The following is a 19,963-nucleotide window of genomic DNA, read 5'->3' as shown; positions in this document are numbered from 1 at the left end:
TCAAGAGCAAGAAATATCTTCTTACACCGGCTGGAAACGTCCGTCTAAGGCTCAAGACCTATGGGAAAAAACGTTCCGCCGCTCCACACTCCCAGCCAGTTCTGGCCTTCAAGGGTGCGCGTCTGCGCCAGTTCCACCAGTTGGTAGAAGACGTTGCGATGGATCAGCGCCTCAAGATTGTGTCGAACCAGGATATAGGGCGCAGGCTCCTGGGTCTGAGGATCGATCACCACGCGCAGGGGATGCTCAGCGCCGGCAACCACCTGTTCATCGACATGGGTGGTGAAGCGCAACACCTGGTTTTCGCCCTGCCCTTCGACCTCCAGGGTCACGGCAACGAAAGGTGCGTCATCAACCTTGATCCCCACTTTCTCAACCGGAGTGATGAGAAAGTACTGGTCGCCATCGCGGCGGATGATCGTGGAGAACAGCTTGACCATGGGCTTGCGGCCGATGGGTGTGCCCAGGTAATACCAGGTACCGTCACGAGCGATGCGCATGTCGATATCGCCGCAGAAATCGGGATTCCACAAGTGGACCGGCGGCAGGCCCTTCTCAGCCTTGGGAATCTGCGCCAACAGGTCGTTGGCCTTGCCTGGACCACTCATACCGCTCTCCTCAATCAATCAGTCACTCAAGCCCAGCAAACCGCGCGCGTATTGCTGCAAGGGCGGGCCGAGCAGATCCTGGGGCTTGTTGTCGTGGAACGTCAGTAAACCGCCACGACTGCGAATACGTGCCGAATCGATCAGATACTGGGTACTGGTTTCGATCAGCATGATCTGGATGGTACTGGTATCGACCCCCAGGCGGTCCACGGCTTCCTGATCCAGCCACTCATCGGAGTTGCCGATGCGGTCATCCGCCTTGGCAAAACGGGCGTAAAGAAGATAGTGCGCGCCTAGCTCCCGGGCTTCGGCCATGGCTTCGTTGAGGCCTTCGGCTGCTCGGGCGCGACGCACCATGGGGAAATATTCGATAAAGCCGTTGAAGGCTTCCTCCGCCACCACGTTGGGCCGCGGGTACGCGCTGCCTGGAGGAGCGAAAGGCCCCTGGGCGATGAAAATGAACGAATCCGGCTGAATGCGGAATGAGCTGGTACGGCGGGTATCACTGTGGTCGAGCACCCCGGCGTCACTCAGGTGATAACGCACCCCTTCGCCCATATCACTGACATTCATGCAGCCGCCAAGTGCCAAAAAGGCCAGCAGCAAAACCAGGCTACGCATCCTACCCTCCAAAATCCGGTGACGGAAAACCGGCGAATGGCCACGGGATGCAGCTTCCGCGCCAGCTACGCGATTGAAGGAAACTCACGGAAAATCAGCATCAGCCACCGATGATCTTCATCACCGTGGCTCCGCCGGAGAAGGCCACATCCTGCTTGTCTCCCAAGGCCTTGACCAACAGGCGCTGCAGGGCCGGCAAAGCTTGATGGCGCGGCTTGTCCAGCAGATCGCCAACATAGTGACGATTGCTCGAAGACAGGCAGCCGTGCAACCAGCCAGTGGAAGACAGTCGCAGGCGCGAGCAAGTCCGGCAGAACGGCACACTCTCGTTGGCAATCACTCCGAAATGGCCAAGCCCGGGAATCTCGTAGCGTACGGCCGTGGCATCCAGTGGCGCGTCGGCCTGCAGGTAGTCGTAGCGCTGGCCGATCAGGTCCAGCAACTGCTGCAGGCTGACAAACTGCTGCAGGAAAGCATTGCCGTCGCTAGCCAGGTGGCCCATGCGCATCAACTCGATGAAACGCAATTCATAGCCCTGCTGCAGACAGTAATCGAGCAACGGCATGACCTGGTCCAGGTTCTGTCCGCGCAACGGCACCATGTTGACCTTGATCTTCAACCCCGCGGCACGGGCTTGCTGCATGCCATCGAGCACAGTGGCCAGATCCCCGCCGCGGGCGATGCTGCGAAAGGCCTTGGCATCCAGAGTGTCGAGAGAAACGTTGATTCGACGGATCCCTGCTTCCAGCAACAATGGCAGCTTGCGCGCCAGCAACTGACCGTTGGTGGTCAGACTGATGTCTTCCAGATCCATCCGCCCCACCGCCTCCATGAAAGCTTCCAGCTTGGGGCTGACCAGGGGCTCACCGCCGGTGATGCGCAAGCGCTCGATGCCAGCCGCTTCGATCAGATACGCCACGCCCCGGGCCATCGCCTGGGCCGACAACTCATCCTGGGCAGCCACCAGCCGCTTGCCGTTGGGCACGCAGTAGGTACAGGCGTAGTTGCAGGCAGACGTCAGGCTGATCCGCAAGTTGCGAAAGCGCCTGCCTTGACGATCAACGATCATGGATGACTCCGGCGTAAGAAGGGAGAACCGGCAAAACCTGACTCAAAAATCAGGTTTTAGCAAGTCCCATGCCTGAGTATATTCCTCGGACACCGCGCCATACAGTTACCCGATGGCGCAATACAACGGGCGAATGCCTCAGCTGTTGGAAGTGTCGGGGTCGCGCTTGCGCTTGTTGCCCATGCGCACGCCGATGTCCATCAGGAACTGGAAGAAACCTTCCTGATCCTCGAGCACATTGCTCCAGAATGGCGAGTGATAGAGCGCCACGGCACCGTGCACCAGCGCCCAGGAAGCGCAGTAGTGGAAGTAAGGCGGCACGTCTTCCAGCTTGCCTTCGCTGATGCGGCCCTTGATCAGCAGGGTCAGGCGCTCGAAGTTGGAAGCACGGATCTTGTGCAGTTCCTCGACCATCTCCGGCACCTGATTGCCCTTGACCACCTTCTCTTCCAGGCGGTCGAACAACCGGTAGCGCTGCGGATCGCGCATGCGGAACTCGAAGTAGGCCCGAGACAGAGCCTCCTTGTCCTTGTCGACATCGGCAGAGTGCAGCAACTCGTTCAGATCCCGCTCATAGTCGAGCATCAGGCGCAGGTAGATCTCCGCCTTGGACTTGAAATGCTTGTAGATGGTCCCTTTGCCGATACCCACGGCATCCGCAATCATCTCGACGGTGACGCTGTCTTCACCTTGTTCGAGGAACAGCTTGAGCGCGGTATCGAGAATTTCTTGCTCACGGCGACGAAACTCACGGACCTTACGAGGTTCTTTTTGCATAAGAAAAGGTCTGTTCGGGGTCAAAATCGAAGCCGCGTATTATGCCTAACTTGCGCCAAAATGCACGGATCATCCGTCGTTGCCACTGTTTCTGACGTAAAAGCCCTCGAGACGAAAAGACACAGATGAGTCGCAAACGTCCGGAAAATCCAGTGAATACGGGCCCGGCAAGCGGTTCAAATAGAAAACATCGACAGCTGTAAAGCCTCGTATCAGACCGTAAAGTCTCGATTTTTCTGTAATCGGGTCTCGATACCGGCCTCAGCCCCACACTCGACGAAAATACCGCAATGAGTCGCAATTGCTTCACTGCTTCGCAGGAGTGTCGCCTTTATCAGCATCAGGAAATATTACCGATGAGCCTCGAAAGCTCCATCCAGGACAGGTGAAAGGTCTGAATGTATCGATACCATTGATGGGGATCAGGCTTCCCGGGAAACTAAACTGCAACAGCTTGTGTGTTTACCGAAGGGGGAAAATCGTCGAATTTGTGCAAAATTTGCGAAAACAGACTGATTTTTTGGGATTTTCAACGAAATAAGCCCCAAAACACCGAAAATGAGAACTCAACCGAAGCGCTCGTATTCCAAATTTGTTTAAAAAACGAGCAGGAGCAACTGGACTGAATGCAATAGTGATCAATACTTGAACTGTCGGCGGGACATCTCCCCCAAGTGAAACGCCGATCAAGGTACCGAAGGACCGCGTGCCTTAGTTTTACTCCTAATGGTCTTAACCCGGATTCACCCCCCAGAACCCGGGTTTTTTTTGCCTGAAATTTGCTCTTCCATACATCGGAGACTCAGGCCTCACCCTTGACTCGCGCCAGGGGAAACAGACGTTTGAAGTTGGCTGTGGTCTGTTCGGCAAAGGCGTCATAGGCTTCGCCCCGCAACATCGCCAGGAACTCCGCCACTTCACGTACGTACTGCGGCAGGTTGGGCTTGCCGCGATAGGGGATAGGCGCCAGATAAGGTGAATCGGTTTCCACCAACAAGCGATCGGCAGGCACCTGCCGCGCCACATCGCGCAAAGCGTCGGCATTGCGGAAGGTGACAATGCCCGACAGAGAAATATAGAACCCCAGGTCCAGAGCTGCCTTGGCCATGTCCCAGTCCTCGGTAAAGCAATGCAACACGCCGGCATTGGGCAATGCAGCTTCACGCAACAGCGCCAGCGTATCGGCCCGGGCACCGCGGGTATGCACGACCACCGGCTTGCCAGTCTGCTGCGCGGCCTGCAGGTGCAAACGGAAGGACTCCTGCTGCAACTCGGCCGCTTCCGGCTCGTAGTGATAGTCCAGTCCGGTTTCGCCGATAGCCACCACTCGCGGATGGTTCAATTCATCCAGCAACCAGTCCAGCGCCGGAGCCGCCCCCGGCTGCACATCCAGCGGATGCACCCCCACCGAACAATCGACGTCGTCATAACGCTCGGCCAGCGCTTTGACGTCCGCCGCGTTGTCGGCACTGACGCCAATGCACAGAAAATGCCCGACACCGCGCTGACGGGCGGCATCGAGCGCGGCATCCAGTGAGCCGTCGTGGGCGGCAAGGTCGAGACGATCAAGGTGGCAATGGGAATCTACGAGCATAAGAGACTGCAACTACATCCGATAAATGAAAGGGCCGGACTGCACAGTCCGGCCGGATACAGGCTTGATTCTAGACGCTGCCTGTCAGCGCTGGGTAGGCAACGCCGACCATTGCACCAACAGCGCTTCCAGCAGCAACACGCGATTGAGGTTGGCCTTGCTCAGAACCTTTTGCCGCTGGGCCAGGATCCAGTCCTGGATCGCCAGCACCTTGTCCTGGCCGGACTTTTGCGCCAGGTACTGCAGCACCTTGCGCATGTCCTGCAACCCCAGTCCGTCTTCGTCCTGGGTCAGTTGGTAGCGCAGGATCAGGTTCGACCAGTCACAGAACCAATCGAACAGCAGCAACAAGGGGATGGCATTCCAGGCCTCGGCCAACTGGGTTGGCGACTGTTGCTGCTTGAGCAACTTCTTCACCCCCTCCACCACCAACGCCCGCTGCTCACGCACCCCTTGGGCCTGCAAGCCGACGGCAGCCAGCGGCGATCCCGCCGCGAGAGTCAGCAGCTCCAACCGCTCCTCCTCGGTGCATTCAGGCAAGGCCTGGGACAGCCACTGCTGACTCATTGCCGCGCTGGGCAATGGGCACGCCTGCTGCACACAACGGCTCTTGATGGTGGGCAACAGCCGGCTGGGCTGATGGCTCACCAGCAACAGCACGGTGTCGCCTGAAGGCTCCTCAAGGCTTTTCAACAGGGCGTTGGAGGCGTTGATGTTCATCGACTCCACAGGCTCGATCAGCACCACCTTGCGTCCGCCCAGCTGCGCAGTCTGGACCACGAAACTCACCAGCTCGCGAACCTGGTCGACCTTGATCGCCTTGTCCGCTTCTTCGGGTTCCAGCACGTAATTGTCTGGATGACTACCCGCCTGCAACAACAGACAAGACTTGCACTGACCGCAGGCATCCAGCCCGTCGGGGCGCTGGCACAACAGGCGCGCCATCAGGCGCTCAGCCAGGGCCCGCTTGCCAATTCCCGCCGGGCCGTGCAGCAGGTAGGCGTGAGCATGCTGCGCGCGCCCCGCCAACTGTTGCCAGAGGCCGTCCTGCCAGGGAAAGACCTCAGCCACGGGCGCGCTCCAGCAATTGTGGCAGCAAGGCATCCAGGGACTGCTGGACCTGCGCCAGTGGCTGCGCCGCATCCACCAGGAAATAACGCTGCGGAGCAGCTTCAGCACGCTTCAGGTAAGCCTCACGCACCTTCTGGAAAAACGCCTGGCCTTCCTGCTCGAAGCGATCCAGCCGGCCACGGGCACTGGCCCGGGCCAGGCCAACGTCCACCGGCAGGTCAAACACCAGGGTCAGGTCCGGGCGCAGCTGGCCCTGGACGAAATCCTCAAGGGCAGCGATGCGCGCAAGACTCAGGCCACGACCAGCCCCCTGATAGGCGTAGGTCGAGTCTTGTTCTGGAATATTATAAAAGGTAAACACAATGATATACTTTGTACCAGAGAGAAATGTAAACCCCAAAAACCCCAGAAAACCGGTGCATCCGAGGAGTCTCTACATGAAAAAAATCCTAGGACTTGCTGCCAAAGCGCGCTCCGGGAAGGACACAGCCGCCTCGATCCTGCTGGCTCACCCTGGGGTGGCCGCCTACGCCCTGGCTGATCCGTTGAAGCGTGGTTGCCAAGCCCTGTTCGTCCTGACAGACGCTGAGACTTGGGATGATACCGTAAAGGAGACCCGACTGGATGCTTGGGGTCAGTCCCCTCGTGAGTTCTTCCAACGGGTGGGCACTGAATGGATGCGTGACCATGATCCTTTGCATTGGCTCAAGCGTGCCGATCTGGAGATCAATGGTATGGCAGGCCACCCTGACACCTCTCCATCCCCGCATGCCCGGAACCCAATCAGCGCGACCGATCCTGACGCGCCTTTCATCAAAGCCGTCAGTGCCATCTTCGCCCTGCCCGACCGTTCATGGGATGCTGATCTTCGTGAGACCCCTGATGAGTACTGGAAGATCTCGCCAGCAGAAATGCTTCAGACCCTGAAAGCCATGACTTACCGGGACTTTCCTGACTTTGACGCTCAACGCACCCAGCACATTCAGGACAGCGTAAAGAAACAAGACATTCTAAACAAAAAAAGCACCCAAACTTCCAATAACAAAACCACATTCAAAGCCCCAATCTTCGATGCCACTAACAAAGAAGTCATCATCATTAAAGATATTCGCTTTGAAAACGAAGCTCATTTCATCCGCACGCTAAACGGTGAAATCTGGCACATCATCCGTGACAACGTCGAGTCCGTCAAAACACACTCATCCGAAGCTGGAATCAAAGTCAATCCAGAGGACACCATCATTTATAACAATGGCACTTTGGAAAATTACACTTCGGCACTCGAACAAGCCTGGGCCACTCTTCAGACCAAGCTAACCGCCGAAAAACAGAGAGATGGGATTTTGGAAACAAACGGCAAAGCAGCCGACACCGATACTCGCATATAAAATAAAAACAAGAATAAAGCCAAAACAACCGCGAGCCCATTAACCGAGGTTTTTCCACCGTGTCTATTTTTGAAGTTCCTACTGTAGGGACACACGACCTTGCACCCACAACTGACTCACTGCCTATTGAGTGCACATATCAGTCGCACCCCTTCTATGATAAAAAAAGACCCATTTGCCTGGCGTTAAATCTCGTTTTTATTAAGTACGCCGCTACTCACCGGAGACTATCTGGCTACGCCCTGCGCCAGTCGGTGATTCTTTTTTTTGATTTTGCACTGGAACACAATAGCCGCAACCCAGATGCACTCAAGCTCGTGCACCTGACCGACCTCACTGCTGAGGTCTTCATGAACTTTCACAACTACCTTCTCAAAAACAATGAGAAGGGCATCAATGCTACAAAGCTAAAGTCGGCGATCAAGTACGTTGGCAAGCTTACAGATGTCTTACCCAACCTGATGTTGCCACCGGTTCCTCGACCTCCTAAGAAGGTGAACCAGCCATTTACTGACGGTGCGTATAATGACCTGGTGAGTGCCTTGAAAGCCCACGCAGACGTTATGTACAAGAAGCTGGAGTTCCGAGAAGTTGTGCACTCTGCACAGCCTTACGAATACCAGCAGATCCTTGACACTCACACCCCCCAGTACACCAAGGCCAATATTTTCAAATGGGCCCAGGATAAGCTTGAGCGCAAACAGAAGCTCACTAGCAGCAACCTGTACTTCAAGCTCAAGCATTCAACCGACCCTGAGCTGAAGGCATTGTTGGATACACCTAATACTCTGGCCGCCTTCAAAAAGGTGTTCGAGGCGCGCGAAGAGTGTTTTCGGTTTGCCAGGCCCGTCAACCCATTTGACGAGAATAGCCTGTGGCATTGGAATCCTGACGACGCCAGGTCGCTTAAGACTTTGCTGGAAAACGGTTATCCATTCGAGATCTCACTAGACGAGATCGCCCACCATTTCACCGCAAAGAAGCTTGTATCTCTCCAAGATTGCGAAGACATCATCCAACTGATGCTATTTAGGTGGAACAGGTGCGGCTTGTCGAAACTTGTCCGCTACCCTGTGAAGCCCTGGGATGACCTGCTGGCCATGTATTACCCGAGCATGATGGACATGGCGTGCATTCTCGTCTTCATCATGCTGCAAAGTAATTGGAACAAGGAAACCGTGCTCGCGGTGGACAAGGAAAACTGTGAGCATCCTCTGACCGGCGCCATGTCGGAAGCACAGGTTCTGCTCCAGTCTGAAAAGAACCGCTCGCAAGGGTTGGACAAACCCTACTACGCGCCCAAGGACATTGTGGCGGTCAGCAGCAAAACTGATCGTTACTCCAGCTACAACTTGATCCAGCTTGCTAGCGCCCTGTCGGAGCCATTGCTGCCCTATGACTATGACTCCATTCCCAAAGGTCAGGAAAACCTGATCTATAACAAGCTCTTTCTATGCATGCGCTACTACTCAGTATGGGTCGGTCGGGGTGGTAGACACACCTCCGCGACCAATAGCAAAGCGTTCCAGCGGGGCATCAAGGATTTCCTCATTGCGTACCCAATTTACGAAAACGGCGACCGACTGACGAGTGCGAAGCAGCTGACCAAACGCTTACGCCCCACGTGGTCGCTGTTCCAACGCAAAGTCAAAGGCGCAGGTTTGGGTCTGCTGGCAATGCAGATGGGGCATCAGAACACCACCACCACTGACGTCCACTACGACAGCTCCGGGGCCGCCGTTCAGGAGCGCATGCAACGCCTGCGCTCCGAGCTTGAGGAGATTATGGAGTTGTTCCTCCAAGGACGGTGGGAGGGCATGCTGGGCGCGAAAAAACCGGAATTGCCTGTTCAGCTTCCTCTGAAAATTTTCCACATCCCAGGCATGGAGAAATCGCTTTGGGGGTGTGACAACCAGCGTCAACCCACCTGGCCGGGTGCGGATGTCGAGGTCAAGCCTGGTGACCGCTGCTACTCGATTCGAAACTGCATGTTTTGCAAGCGAGTCAACCTGTACGAGGACTCCCTTCCATATCTGATCGAACGACGAATTCACGTCACCGAACTCATTGATGAGCGTCCGGAGAATGACTCTGAATTCAGCGACACGCTGGACTCCGAACTGTCGACCCTGAACTACGTGCTGGACAACTGGGATGAGCAGGACAAGGTCGTGGAGGCGGCTCGCTATCAGCGCTCCATGCAACGCAAGGGCATCCCATTACTCCCTCGCGACCTGACATTTCTGCAGCTGATTTTTGAAGATGAGGACATGGAATGAACACCGATAATAAGAAGCCTCTGCAAGCCCCCTCCTCGGCGTCCGCTAGCTCGACCGAGCAACCCATTTCTCCCGAGGTTACCCAGGGGATGACTAGCACACTGGCGCCGGCTGTGGCGAAGTCCTCTCAACCGTCGAGCAGCACTCAAGAAACCGTCCTGGATGCACCTGACAGCAAGCCATCAAAGGCCAGAAAAAAAACTAAAGCGAAAGCAAGCAAAGCCAACGGGGCTGATGACGATTCCGAGGACGCTGACGATAGCGATGATGCAGATTCCGACGACGACCTGGATGACCTAGAGGATGAGCTACAAAGCGAGTTCAACAGCGACCTGGAAGAAGTAGCCGAGGCAGAACTCGCCGCTCTGATGGCTGAGACTGGCGGCACCTTGGTTCAGCGTTTGAGCACCTTGAAGATCAAGCTTGAGGAATTCCCTGATGGCGCATTCCCCATCTCGGAGCACTCGATGTACTGCGACGATACCTGGGTGTTGTTCGTCAACCGCTACGGCACGCCGAAAAAGGTTCTTTTCACAGGACTTACGCCGCCCCTGATCGCCCTGAAGAAAGCCCTGATCTACTACGTGATCCCTGAGTTCGCGCCGTTCGGGACGATCCGCAGCTACAGCACCACGACGTGGCAAGCGAGCCTGTTCTTCCTGCTAGAACGTTACATCTTCAAAAACAATTTCCTCGATGGTGATGCCGAGTCGATCAAATTGATCAACGCACGTCTCCTCAACGGCGCGTTGAACGAAGCTAAAAATACTGCTTCCAGCATGCGCCACTACCTGTCGCTGTTTTATCTGATCCGGCTTTGGGGCTCACTCAGCTCGCAGGGACTGATGCCGGACGGGTTGGCACTTATGGTCGACATGCGTTCGGTTGACACCACAGAGCGGCAGAAAGATCTGATGCAGTTTTCTGGGTCGATGGGCACTTGGAAGCCGTTTTCCGAGGAAGAACTGGGCACGTTGGTCACGCACGCTCTTTTCTGGACGAGACAAGCTCTGCCAAGGCTTTTGAATCTCGTTGACTACGTCAAAGAGAACAAAATCGACGAACAGAAGAAGTCCGCGATCACTCGATATAAAGAGGATCCAGAGATTGAGGAACAATTCAATATCGTTGTAGAAGGACAGACCATCGTAGCTGCTAGTAAGAATAAATATTCTTACCAATACGAAGGCGTACCTTCGACCTTTAAATCCTACGTTTACAACTGGATCAACTCTTACTCCGCTGCCATCGACAACGTCCGCAACGCGATCTACATACTCTTGGCGCTCGTCACCGGACTACGCGTGAGCGAGATGCAAGCGTTACGCTTCGAAGACGTTACGAAGGATGGTGAGGGCAACTACACCTTGCGGGTGACTCGATTCAAGACCAGTGAGGATCCCAACTTTCACGGAGATGTTGACTATCTTCCGCTGCCTAAATATTTGGGCGATCGGATTGAGGACTTGAAGAAGCTACGCAGCGTTTACACCATGATCGGCCAGGGGTATCTCTTCCAGTCCTGCAAAGGCCGCCGCGTGATCAATAAGCCTACCGGTCACATGCTGCACCAGGTGACCCGCGAGCTCGAAGAGGCCACGGGTATCGACCGGATCCACACCCACCGGTTCCGGAAGACCATCGCCCAGATCCTGATCAACAGGAGCGAACGTAACATCGACATCATTCGGCACCTGTTCGGACACAAAAGCTATTCGATGACGCTCCAGTACATTGGTCGTAACCCCTACCTCGTCCGCAGCGTCGCCCAAGCGATTGAGCAGAACTACACGGCGGAGTTCACGGAACTGATCCATGCGGTCACAACCAGTGCTTCTTCGGGCCCGAGCGCTGACCGCCTGCTCGAACGTGTGCGTGCACGTCCCGAGGCGTTCCAAGGCGCACGACTGCAGGTCACCATCTTTATATACATCTCCAATCTGCTTTCGTCAGGAGAGCCGCTGTTCATCCACCGAACGGCTGTGGGTAGCTATTGCCTGAGTACTGAGACTTACTCGACTCCTAACCTGCCCCCATGCCTGGCAGCACGCCAGGGAGATGTTGTGGATGCTCTTCCTGATCCGACCTGGTGTGACGTTTCGTGCGAGCACGCAGTGGTGGTGGAGAAGGCTCGCGTAGCGATGGAGGACAACGTCAGGTTCTATGCCAACATGCTTGAAAATGCCTCCGACACCCTCAGTGAGCGTGCCAAGAAGATGCTGCGAGACAAGATCGCCGGCAACACTGCGCATCTGGAGCGGCTCCATAAAGGGCCTGAGTTGATTCCTGCCGTGCAGGTGCAAGCATGACTACTATCGATACACGTGCCCGGTTGATTGAGCTGATCAAGGAACACCAGCTTGAGCATGGCCTTACAAAGCTGGCTATCCATGAGCTTTCGACCCGCGCAGGCATAAGCCGCCAGTCATTCAACCGTTTTTATAGCGACCTTAAGCCCTACAGTCTTGGGGCTTCGATTCTCGATCTGCTGAACGAGGACAGCGATTCAGCCTTGGCCTTCCTTGAAAAACGCGACCGGGAGGTCGCGACGCTTCAAGAGGAGATAAAGCGGCTCAAAGCCCAGCATAAAAAGGATCTGGAGCAAGCATCGAACAAGCACATCACGTCGCTGATGAACAACGACATCATTGCCTTCAATGCCATGGAAGTGAATTCGCTGCTGACGACCCAAAGCCTTCATAACGAGTCGCTGAAAGGCAAACTCCGGCAGATGGAGCTCGGTCACACCAAGCTGCAGATGGAAGTTGCCGCCTCTGCCTTGCCCGGGAAAGCGCAAGGAGCAGGGACAGGCCTCACCAAGGATGCCAAGAATTTTCTGACCCTAGCTCTCAACTTGGAGAAGGCGTGCACCGCCTATCACAAGGACAAGAATTTCGATCATTTTGAGGATGCCAAGGAGGCAGAAATCAAGAAGATCATAGAGACGCTGAACCGCTTCCCAGCCCCCAGCCAGATCGAGCTGCATATCTTCCAGGAAAGGTATATCTCAACGTTCCAGACTTTCTCCGACAGGCTTCCTGCTCAGGAAGGGAAGCTGACAGTGGTGACGCAGTTACCCTGGTACAGCCAAGAGGACTTGGGGGTTTTCCTCAGTGACCTCAAGCCTGTACACCGGATCACCATTCACGTGCCTTTCAGTAGCTCAGAAGCGATCGTTGCTGCCAAACGGAAATTCGGCTTCAGGGGCATACCTGAAGAGGAGTTTCTGGACGCTTCGAAAGCCAAGATGCCTCAGATCACCTGGGGTTTCGATGAGGTACGGGTCTTTCGAGTAAGGCAGGGAGACTGATGCTGACCATCGACAAAAAACTCATCTCGTACACGAGTGCCCTTCTGGAAATGCCAGTGGAGCACTACGTTCTGATTGCCCACACGAAGCCCAAGGCACTGCTGCTCAGCGTTCCGAACCTGTATCTGTACGAGCAGTCCCGAAGCTCCGAGCAGACGTCTAGACGCTATGCAGGTGTCATAGCGATGTTCTACAAGTTCCTGTCTACGCGCCCGAAATACCACTCCCTAAGCCCCGGGGACTACCATGCCGTCACCACCAATCTGGAAATCCAGCTGTGGCAGTTGGATCGGCAAAGCGAGCGGGTCAGACAGGACAGAGACAGTCCAACAACCGCAACGACGTTCGAGGACGCCAAGATCGTACAGGCGTTTTTCGCTTGGGTCGTGAAATCTGGCTTCACGACGAATGTCAAAATTCACTTGGAGACCTGGGTAGCTAACTTCAAGCAGGACAGGATGCTCAACTACGTCAAGCGCAAGGCCGGCGTCAGGATTTCCGCAGATCCTATCCGTGTCTTGGATAGGCGTGCCCACCAGAAACGGCCAAAGTCGCTGATCACCAACAAGGACATCAAGACGCTGCTCAAAACCTATCCGGACAGGGTGTACGCCGTGCTGTTCAACTTCGCCTTGGCGACCGCGATTCGCCCGATGGAACTGTGCCAGTTACCTTACCTTGGCAAGGGAAAAAACCGACATCTGCTTCCCTACTCAGAGCTTCCGAAAGATCAAGGGACTTTTGAATGCGAAATCCTTGGGAAGGGGAAGAAGCTGCGGACAATCAAGATTCCGGCCTACGCGCTCAAGGATCTCTTCGACACCTACACGTCCACCGAGTACCCCGCCCGCAAGAAAAAATACAAGGAGAAGTTTGGGAAGCCTTGCCCCCCATCAATCCTTTTCTTGAATGCTGAGGGCGTACCTGTCGATGAGGACATGATCACGAATGCGACGAACTACGCGTGCAAGATAGCCCACGAGAAAGACCCAACGTTCCGCAAGAGCAACAATTTTTATCAGTCCCGCCACTGGTGGCCGACGGTAATGATGGCGCAACACCATGGCAACAAATTGCTGACCCCTGCTGCCGATGTTATCGACGCTGCGTTCGTGCAGGTGCTGACTAACCAGATGGGGCACTCCGATCCCATCACCACCTACAAGCACTACCTGGATCTGGCTCGCTCGCTGGTAATGGCCAAAGGCGGCCACGTGAATGAGATCATCACTGAGGACTTCAACATCAACGCGCAGCTGGAAGTCTTCGGATAATCAAGGAGAGGATTTAGTCGCCTAGCACCTGCATCAAAGCAGCAGGTGCCAAGCAACCCAGGGAGGCAAGCTTACAGAAGCTAGAGCGCCTTCGAGCGGCAGCACATTCGATCCCTAGCATCAACCATCCCCATTAGGTCAAAGCCCTAGATCGCCTGCAAACCTCATATCTAATGCCCTTGGCAGCTTGTCATCCAGCATCCGGTCGAACAACGCCACGGTCATCCGATCCCATCCATGACCTTCGCCTCGATGCGGCGAACGGCCCGTCTCAGGATCCAGCATTGCCCAATGATGATCACCCTTCGCCAGACGTGCACTGGCCTCACGCTTCACGGCGGCACAGGCAGCGGCTACAGACGGATAGTCCATATCGGGATCGGGATCTCGGAGTCGATCAAAAGAGCCCATCAGCTCTTGCGTCAATCTGCCGAACGAATAGTCACTGGACTGCACCAACTCGTCGAAAATCTGCGCAAGCTGCTCAGCCGTGTAAAGCTCACATGCAAGATCCCAGGTTCGCAGATTTGACTGGAGATCACGATCACTGAAAGCCATCAACGCAGTCAGAACGTTGTCTGTCTGCAGTCGTCGGATAAACCTTTTACAGTGGATCGCCTCGCTCGGGGCCTTCTTGGTTCTACCCTGTCGAGGAGTTTCCTGTTCCAGAGGCGCATCGGTCGCATCTGCCCTGCCAGGGTGTTGAGCAGCTTGCATTGCGTGTTCGTCAGACTTCATACCCTTCCTTCGTGGCAAGCCAGCGCAGCGTTCAGCCATTGAGTCGACCCGATGGCCAACTTGAAGCCCCATACTAAGCGGCCAGCAGTAAAACATCACTGGACGCAGCCATCCCTGCTGCAACCAGCCCCCTCGAAACGAGAGTTCTGGGATGGACAGTGGCCTCGGTAGCGCAACACAACCTCATGCTTGCAGGCCCTCCCTCGATCAGTACACTGATGGCTCATAGCCAGACACCCAGGCGCTAGAGCTGTCCGTGAGATCAGGAGTGCAACCGTATCGACTACCACGAAGTCGAGCGCAAGGCGGCCACGTGGTACTCGACATGAGATTGGATCTGATCCGACTTTGAGATGAGGGGTTTGTATGGGCATCAAAATGGATCACGCCTTCGACCAGAACGGCGATCGATGGGAAGCAGACGCGTATACCAAGGGTACGGGTGCCGAACCCCTGCAATGCAAATGCGGCACCCCAGTCGCCCACAATCCCCCGTACACGCGGGAGATGTATGACAAACCAGTCTTCGTCCAAGGCTATTTCCGTCTGTATCCTAACGGTGCCCACGCCGTGAACTGTCGCTTCGGGGTTGACGAGGAAATAGAGGAAATTGCGAGCACGTCCGAGGATCTGATCGAAAGCATCCAGCACAATCGATACCGCATGCGGCTGGTGATGATCAAAGAAGCCTTGGAAACAGGTGGCCGTAACTTCGCTGACGATGGAGGCACCCGGGCCACAGCGGGTCGGACTTACACCCACAACCCAAACCTTCTTCCAGCCTACATCAACTCCGCCAAGCGAGCCCTGAAGCTTCGCGCGCTCTGTGACAATGACCAGGACATCGAACAGCATCTGGAGCTGGTGTTTGAAGGCAATGTGAAGGTTGCTTGGAATCAGTTCTATTTCGAGACTGAGCGCCACGCAGAGGCGTATTACGCAGTGTCGCACAACGCCGTTCAACACCCCATTGCGATCCAGGGCTCAGTGAGCAGCATCAGGACTGAAATCAGGGGTGACAAGACCAAGAACGTTATCAATCTGCAAATGAACAAATTCCGAGTCGATCCGAATGATTCGGAAAATGGCATTGGCCTAGAGGTGAGTATTTGGGCCAGGGATCCAGCGTGGCTCAAGGGCATCGAGAAAGACAGTAAAGTCTTAGTCTTGGGCATGTGGAAGCCCTCCACTAGCGCACCCGAGAAAGCCCCGAGGGACGGACGCTTCAAAACCTTCACCAAACGCAGATTGTCGTTGACCTTAGTTCTGAAAGCCCAGGTGTCGAAAATCGACAGGTAACTTGTTAATGGTACGTATCGCGCTGCCCTGGGCGAGGCGCGCATTCAGTGCCAGCCTTTGAGCCGAGCGCTTCATGAAGCTCTGCACCACTGCCGTCGGCCAAGACCACAGCCAAGGCCGCCTGACTGAAGACCGTCCAGCAAGCAAACAGCAACGAACAAAAGGGACTCGCGCGATGCAGCCATTGAAGGATCAAGAAAGAACACAGCTTTGGCTCAGCCAGTTCGACAACAGGCCTTCCGATCGAGCCCTGGCAGAAAAACTCGTCGACTCCGTGAACTACTGCCCCCTTAGCGACTTCAAGAATAGCCTCGTGAGGCTAATCAAAAATGAGCTCCCGCTAAAGCAAACTTCAGCTTTATTCATCGAGCGCGAAATACAGAAAACCCAATTAAAGCTCCCACCGCCCATCTACAAAGAACAAAAGACGCTTAATACCAGGTCTAAAAAGAAGCATCTTCGGGCGTATGGCGCAGCGATGCATGTCGTCCAATCACTAACTTTCAAAACACAGGATGTAGGAAGTGAAGGCCTAGTAGCCTCGATAGCGAATACGCTCTGCCGATCCAACCCGACTCGTTTCTTTCTACAGCCTGCTGCGGACAATGTCAGAGATTCCAAGATCAGAAACTTCGTTATTCTGAGCGACTTCATTGGCAGTGGAGATCGTGCTACAAGGATGCTTGATTCCATGTGGAATGTTGCATCAATTAGAAGCTGGAACGCAGGAAAATTTATCAAGTTTTGGGTTCTGGCTTATAGCGGAACTCTACAAGGTATTGAAAAGGTTCGTGACCACAGACTTTCACCCCAAGTCCGCGTAGTGACTGAGTGCCCAACCCTCTTCAACAGCTTTGGTGACGACCTGGCCGACATGATCGAGCTGTGCCAAGAGTATGGTGCGTTTAGCGAAGAGCCCTTAGGCTGGGAAAGCACAGCAGCACTATTAACCTTCGAGCACGGTGCGCCGAACAACATGCCGGCCATTTTCGTTAAGGACAAAACCAGGGGTTCAAAAAAGTGGGCTCCACTTTTCCCCAATCGCGTCACTGAAAATCTCTGGCAGTCTTCACAAATCAACATGGGCAACATCATCAGCAACGCACTGAACGAGTTAAACCTCCCAGAGTTCTCAACGTCTCCCCGTTTCAAGAGATACACCGATCAGAACAAGTCAGCGATGATCATCCTGCTCGCCCATTCGCAGGGAAAGAGAAGACTTGCAGAGTTGCGCAGGGTACTTCCGCTTTCAATCGACTCGCTCATCAGCGCAAGAGATCGCGCCATCCGCAGAGGCTGGCTCACCAACACGGGAGCACTGACACTAGCGGGCCATAAAGCCATCCGCTTCCTCCGACGCCAGGGAAAGCAGTTTTTTGTGGCCCCGGATCTGTTCGCTCCGTATTATCCGTTGCAACTGAGGGCTCCGCAGTAGCGGAATCTAGTATCCCGCGCGGTGCGCGGGGCGTTTTTGGGAGCAAATTATGCTTACCGTCGGACGATCTCACGCCTACTGGAGGTTGGCAACCTTCGTGGTGTTCGCTATCGAAGGCTGGCGCCAGAAGGCCGCCATCCGCCAGGGCGGAATTTAAAGGTAGATGAACCGCTGGAGCCCTCAGCCCTATTTAGTAGCAGGCCGCAAAGCTAGCGTGCCTGAGGACACACTTCAAAATGCTGTGAAGACGGCAAAGCAGATGAAGCCTGGCTGTCCACCCATTTTCACCCTGAATCACCTCGCACACCTGACAGGCGTTCCCTACCCGTTTCTACATCGAACGGTCAGTCGAACTTACAGGACAGAGGCGTACAAGCTCTTCCAACTCAGAAAGCCGAACGTGGGCCATAGCGCGGATCGCTTCAGGTGGATATGCGCCCCCAGTGAAGACTTGCTCCGGGTGCAGCGGTGGATAAACACCCACATTCTGTCCAAGGTCGAACCTCACGAAGCCAGCTATGCCTATGACAATCGTCATGGGGTGCTGGAAGCAGCCGACCTTCATTGTGAGGCTGAATGGCTGATCAAACTCGACCTCACGAACTTCTTCGAGTCGATCCTAGAGCCACGGGTTTATGAGCTTTTCCGGTCATTCGGATACCAACCATTGGTGTCATTCGAACTAGCCAGACTCTGCACCCGCGTGCGAGCACGTGGCAACCCGGATCAAAGATTCAGTAAGAAAACCCTACCCGCAGGACTCCCCTATTCTGGCGACCCCAGAATTGGTCACCTACCCCAGGGTGCAGCAACGTCCCCGAGGATTGCCAACTTGGTGATGCAGTCCTTGGATGAGACCCTGCAGGACTTCGCATTAGAGAATGATCTCGTGTACTCGCGGTATGCCGACGACCTGGTTTTCTCATCAAAAAATGCATTTGACCGGTCAAAGGCAATCCAGCACATCAAGTCGATCAACGGATGCTTGATTGAGGAAGGGTTCTGGCTCAATGATGCCAAGACGAAAATCGTACCGCCAGGGGCCAGAAAGGTCGTGCTGGGGCTTCTGGTCGACGGCGATAAGCCCAGACTTACAAAGTCCTACAAGAAGTACGTGAGCGATCACCTCTACTACCTGTCTCACCCCACTATCGACCCGATGACGCATGTTAAGCATCGGGGATTTCAATCGCTTCAGGGGCTGATCAACCATGTCAGTGGAAAGATCGCCTATGGTTTCAGCATCGAGCAGGATTGGGCCAAGAAGCAGGGCGATCAGCTCAAAGCTATCTGTAGAGCGCTAGAGGCTGACCACGTTGTATTCCCCTAGGCATCGCCCTAAACAGGCATCTCAGGAGTGGTTATAAACCTATTTTTTGATGTGTACACCTACGAGGCTTACAGATCAAAAAATAGGTTTACTAGCCAATATTTCCAAGGCTAAACACAGCTTCCCGACCTAGTAAGGTGAGACGGGAACACACCCATGAAAACTAAGCTTTAGCTTAGTTTTTTGCGGAAGTCAGGGCGGCGGGTCTTAAAATCGAAGACATAGCTTAGTTTTTCTGCCATGGATTCGTGCCTGGGCGGCCACAACCAATCACCGACGACGCGCGCGCCTTATCGGTGTCTATCGGCTTAAACATCAACGCCCCACGCTCGAACCTGATCTTTCAAACCCTCGCGGTGCACCTGGTTTTCGGCATGTCCCAAGTAATTCGTACCCACCAGTTGGTTGAACTCTGGACGTATGCCTGGCGTGATCGATGGCCGCGCCTGCTTGAGCCCGATGTGGATTTCAATGGTGCGGTACGCCAAGTCAGCACTTTCTTCCCAGTCTTTGTCCTTAGGGAAAAGATCGGGCACATCTGCAAATGGCTCAAGAATGACCTTCTTCAGCGCGTCCACCGTCATCCGCTGATGCATTTTCCCCAGGTGGCGGTAGAAAAACGAGGTTACGCCGACACCGCAGATCTGCACACGCTCATTGGGCGATGGGTAGGTCGGAGTCAACCCCGCAGGAACGAAGACGCGCTCGTAAACCTGGCGCAACGCCTCGCCATAGGCCGGCAGCAGAGCATCCGCTCCTTCAGCATCAAAGGCTGGAGTGCGCAGCCGATTGATAATGGGACGCAGGTTCGGGCATCTTGCTACTGCAGTAAACACAATCCTGGTGCCAAACAAGTCAGCCCAAATCTCGATGGCTTTGCTGTCCAGGTCATCGGTGTCCACATGCTTAGTATGGGCGTTTGCCCAATGTGCCAATTCATGGCCGGCGATGATCAAGCAGTAGAACAAGTCCGCGTGGCTGCTCACGACGCTATCTGCAAAGCGGTAGGAAAATCTCAGGGTCGGATGACCCGCAACCGGTAGGATCATGGCGAGCACTGATGGATCGCCATCGAAGTCACATCGCACATCGGGCTGGTGGTTGACGTGGTGCATCCACTTGAAGTCCGCGATGAACGCTTCAATGACATCCTTATTAGTGATCGACACC

General features: G+C 54.9%; 16 protein-coding genes and 1 pseudogene. 8 read left to right on the top strand and 9 right to left on the bottom strand.

Annotated features, from left to right (window positions below; genetic code table 11):
* Window positions 1–44 precede the first annotated feature (44 nt).
* From PQT43_RS23015 to PQT43_RS22985, 7 genes and pseudogenes are all read right to left on the bottom strand, one after another.
* Entirely contained in the window at window positions 45–608 is a 564-nt protein-coding gene (locus tag PQT43_RS23015; RefSeq protein ID WP_102878938.1) for a DUF1285 domain-containing protein, read from the bottom strand.
* 18 nt (window positions 609–626) lie between these two features.
* Window positions 627–1,229, bottom strand: coding sequence for a DUF4823 domain-containing protein (locus PQT43_RS23010; protein WP_102863903.1), 603 nt, complete (start codon window positions 1,227–1,229; stop codon window positions 627–629).
* A 100-nt stretch (window positions 1,230–1,329) separates the two neighbouring features.
* Window positions 1,330–2,298 (bottom strand): GTP 3',8-cyclase MoaA, encoded by a 969-nt coding sequence (locus PQT43_RS23005; RefSeq protein ID WP_102878937.1) that lies wholly within the window; start codon window positions 2,296–2,298, stop codon window positions 1,330–1,332.
* A gap of 138 nt (window positions 2,299–2,436) precedes the next feature.
* Window positions 2,437–3,075, bottom strand: a complete 639-nt coding sequence (locus tag PQT43_RS23000; RefSeq protein WP_011060125.1) for a TetR/AcrR family transcriptional regulator — start codon at window positions 3,073–3,075, stop codon at window positions 2,437–2,439.
* 802 nt (window positions 3,076–3,877) lie between these two features.
* Complete coding sequence (locus PQT43_RS22995; RefSeq protein WP_102878936.1) at window positions 3,878–4,669, bottom strand: TatD family hydrolase; 792 nt, start codon at window positions 4,667–4,669, stop codon at window positions 3,878–3,880.
* 84 nt (window positions 4,670–4,753) lie between these two features.
* Entirely contained in the window at window positions 4,754–5,740 is a 987-nt protein-coding gene (locus PQT43_RS22990; protein WP_102878935.1) for a DNA polymerase III subunit delta', read from the bottom strand.
* Window positions 5,733–6,071, bottom strand: a pseudogene (locus PQT43_RS22985) (dTMP kinase); the annotation flags it as partial. The gene PQT43_RS22990 and the pseudogene PQT43_RS22985, both read right to left, overlap by 8 nt.
* Before the next feature lie 106 nt (window positions 6,072–6,177).
* Here PQT43_RS22985 and PQT43_RS22980 point away from each other — a divergent pair.
* The 5 genes from PQT43_RS22980 to PQT43_RS22960 are packed head-to-tail and all read left to right on the top strand — an operon-like array spanning window position 6,178 to window position 13,991.
* Complete coding sequence (locus PQT43_RS22980; protein ID WP_272754693.1) at window positions 6,178–7,128, top strand: deoxynucleotide monophosphate kinase family protein; 951 nt, start codon at window positions 6,178–6,180, stop codon at window positions 7,126–7,128.
* A gap of 59 nt (window positions 7,129–7,187) precedes the next feature.
* Window positions 7,188–9,407 carry a hypothetical protein gene (locus PQT43_RS22975; RefSeq protein ID WP_272754692.1) on the top strand — a complete coding sequence of 740 codons (2,220 nt, stop codon included), beginning with the start codon at window positions 7,188–7,190 and terminating at the stop codon, window positions 9,405–9,407.
* Window positions 9,404–11,716, top strand: coding sequence for a site-specific integrase (locus tag PQT43_RS22970; protein ID WP_272754691.1), 2,313 nt, complete (start codon window positions 9,404–9,406; stop codon window positions 11,714–11,716). The genes PQT43_RS22975 and PQT43_RS22970 overlap by 4 nt, the downstream gene beginning before the upstream one ends.
* Entirely contained in the window at window positions 11,713–12,717 is a 1,005-nt protein-coding gene (locus PQT43_RS22965; RefSeq protein ID WP_272754690.1) for a hypothetical protein, read from the top strand. Before PQT43_RS22970 ends, PQT43_RS22965 begins: the two co-directional genes overlap by 4 nt.
* On the top strand, window positions 12,717–13,991 hold the full coding sequence (locus tag PQT43_RS22960; protein ID WP_272754689.1) for a hypothetical protein: 1,275 nt from the start codon (window positions 12,717–12,719) through the stop codon (window positions 13,989–13,991). Before PQT43_RS22965 ends, PQT43_RS22960 begins: the two co-directional genes overlap by 1 nt.
* A gap of 138 nt (window positions 13,992–14,129) precedes the next feature.
* Here the strand turns inward: PQT43_RS22960 and PQT43_RS22955 are convergent, their stop codons facing one another.
* Window positions 14,130–14,729 carry a hypothetical protein gene (locus tag PQT43_RS22955; protein WP_272754686.1) on the bottom strand — a complete coding sequence of 200 codons (600 nt, stop codon included), beginning with the start codon at window positions 14,727–14,729 and terminating at the stop codon, window positions 14,130–14,132.
* Between the two features lie 366 nt (window positions 14,730–15,095).
* On the opposite strand from PQT43_RS22955, the gene PQT43_RS22950 reads away from it, so the two are divergent.
* The 3 genes from PQT43_RS22950 to PQT43_RS22940 all read left to right on the top strand — a co-directional run bounded on the left by PQT43_RS22950 (window position 15,096) and on the right by PQT43_RS22940 (window position 18,793).
* Window positions 15,096–16,028, top strand: coding sequence for a hypothetical protein (locus PQT43_RS22950; protein WP_272754685.1), 933 nt, complete (start codon window positions 15,096–15,098; stop codon window positions 16,026–16,028).
* Window positions 16,029–16,101: 73 nt separating this feature from the next.
* The gene (locus PQT43_RS22945) at window positions 16,102–17,463 is read left to right on the top strand and encodes a phosphoribosyltransferase-like protein (protein ID WP_272754684.1); all 1,362 of its coding nucleotides are present in this window, start codon (window positions 16,102–16,104) and stop codon (window positions 17,461–17,463) included.
* A 163-nt stretch (window positions 17,464–17,626) separates the two neighbouring features.
* Window positions 17,627–18,793, top strand: a complete 1,167-nt coding sequence (locus PQT43_RS22940) for a reverse transcriptase family protein (RefSeq protein WP_272754682.1) — start codon at window positions 17,627–17,629, stop codon at window positions 18,791–18,793.
* 308 nt (window positions 18,794–19,101) lie between these two features.
* On the opposite strand, the gene PQT43_RS22935 is transcribed toward PQT43_RS22940, so the two are convergent.
* Window positions 19,102–19,962, bottom strand: a complete 861-nt coding sequence (locus PQT43_RS22935) for a hypothetical protein (protein ID WP_272754681.1) — start codon at window positions 19,960–19,962, stop codon at window positions 19,102–19,104.
* Window position 19,963: the final 1 nt, after the last annotated feature.

Origin of the sequence: Pseudomonas sp. BLCC-B112, assembly GCF_028550695.1 — a bacterium.
GTDB classification, from domain to species: domain Bacteria; phylum Pseudomonadota; class Gammaproteobacteria; order Pseudomonadales; family Pseudomonadaceae; genus Aquipseudomonas; species Aquipseudomonas danubii.
This window is presented reverse-complemented; position numbering and strand designations above follow the sequence as displayed.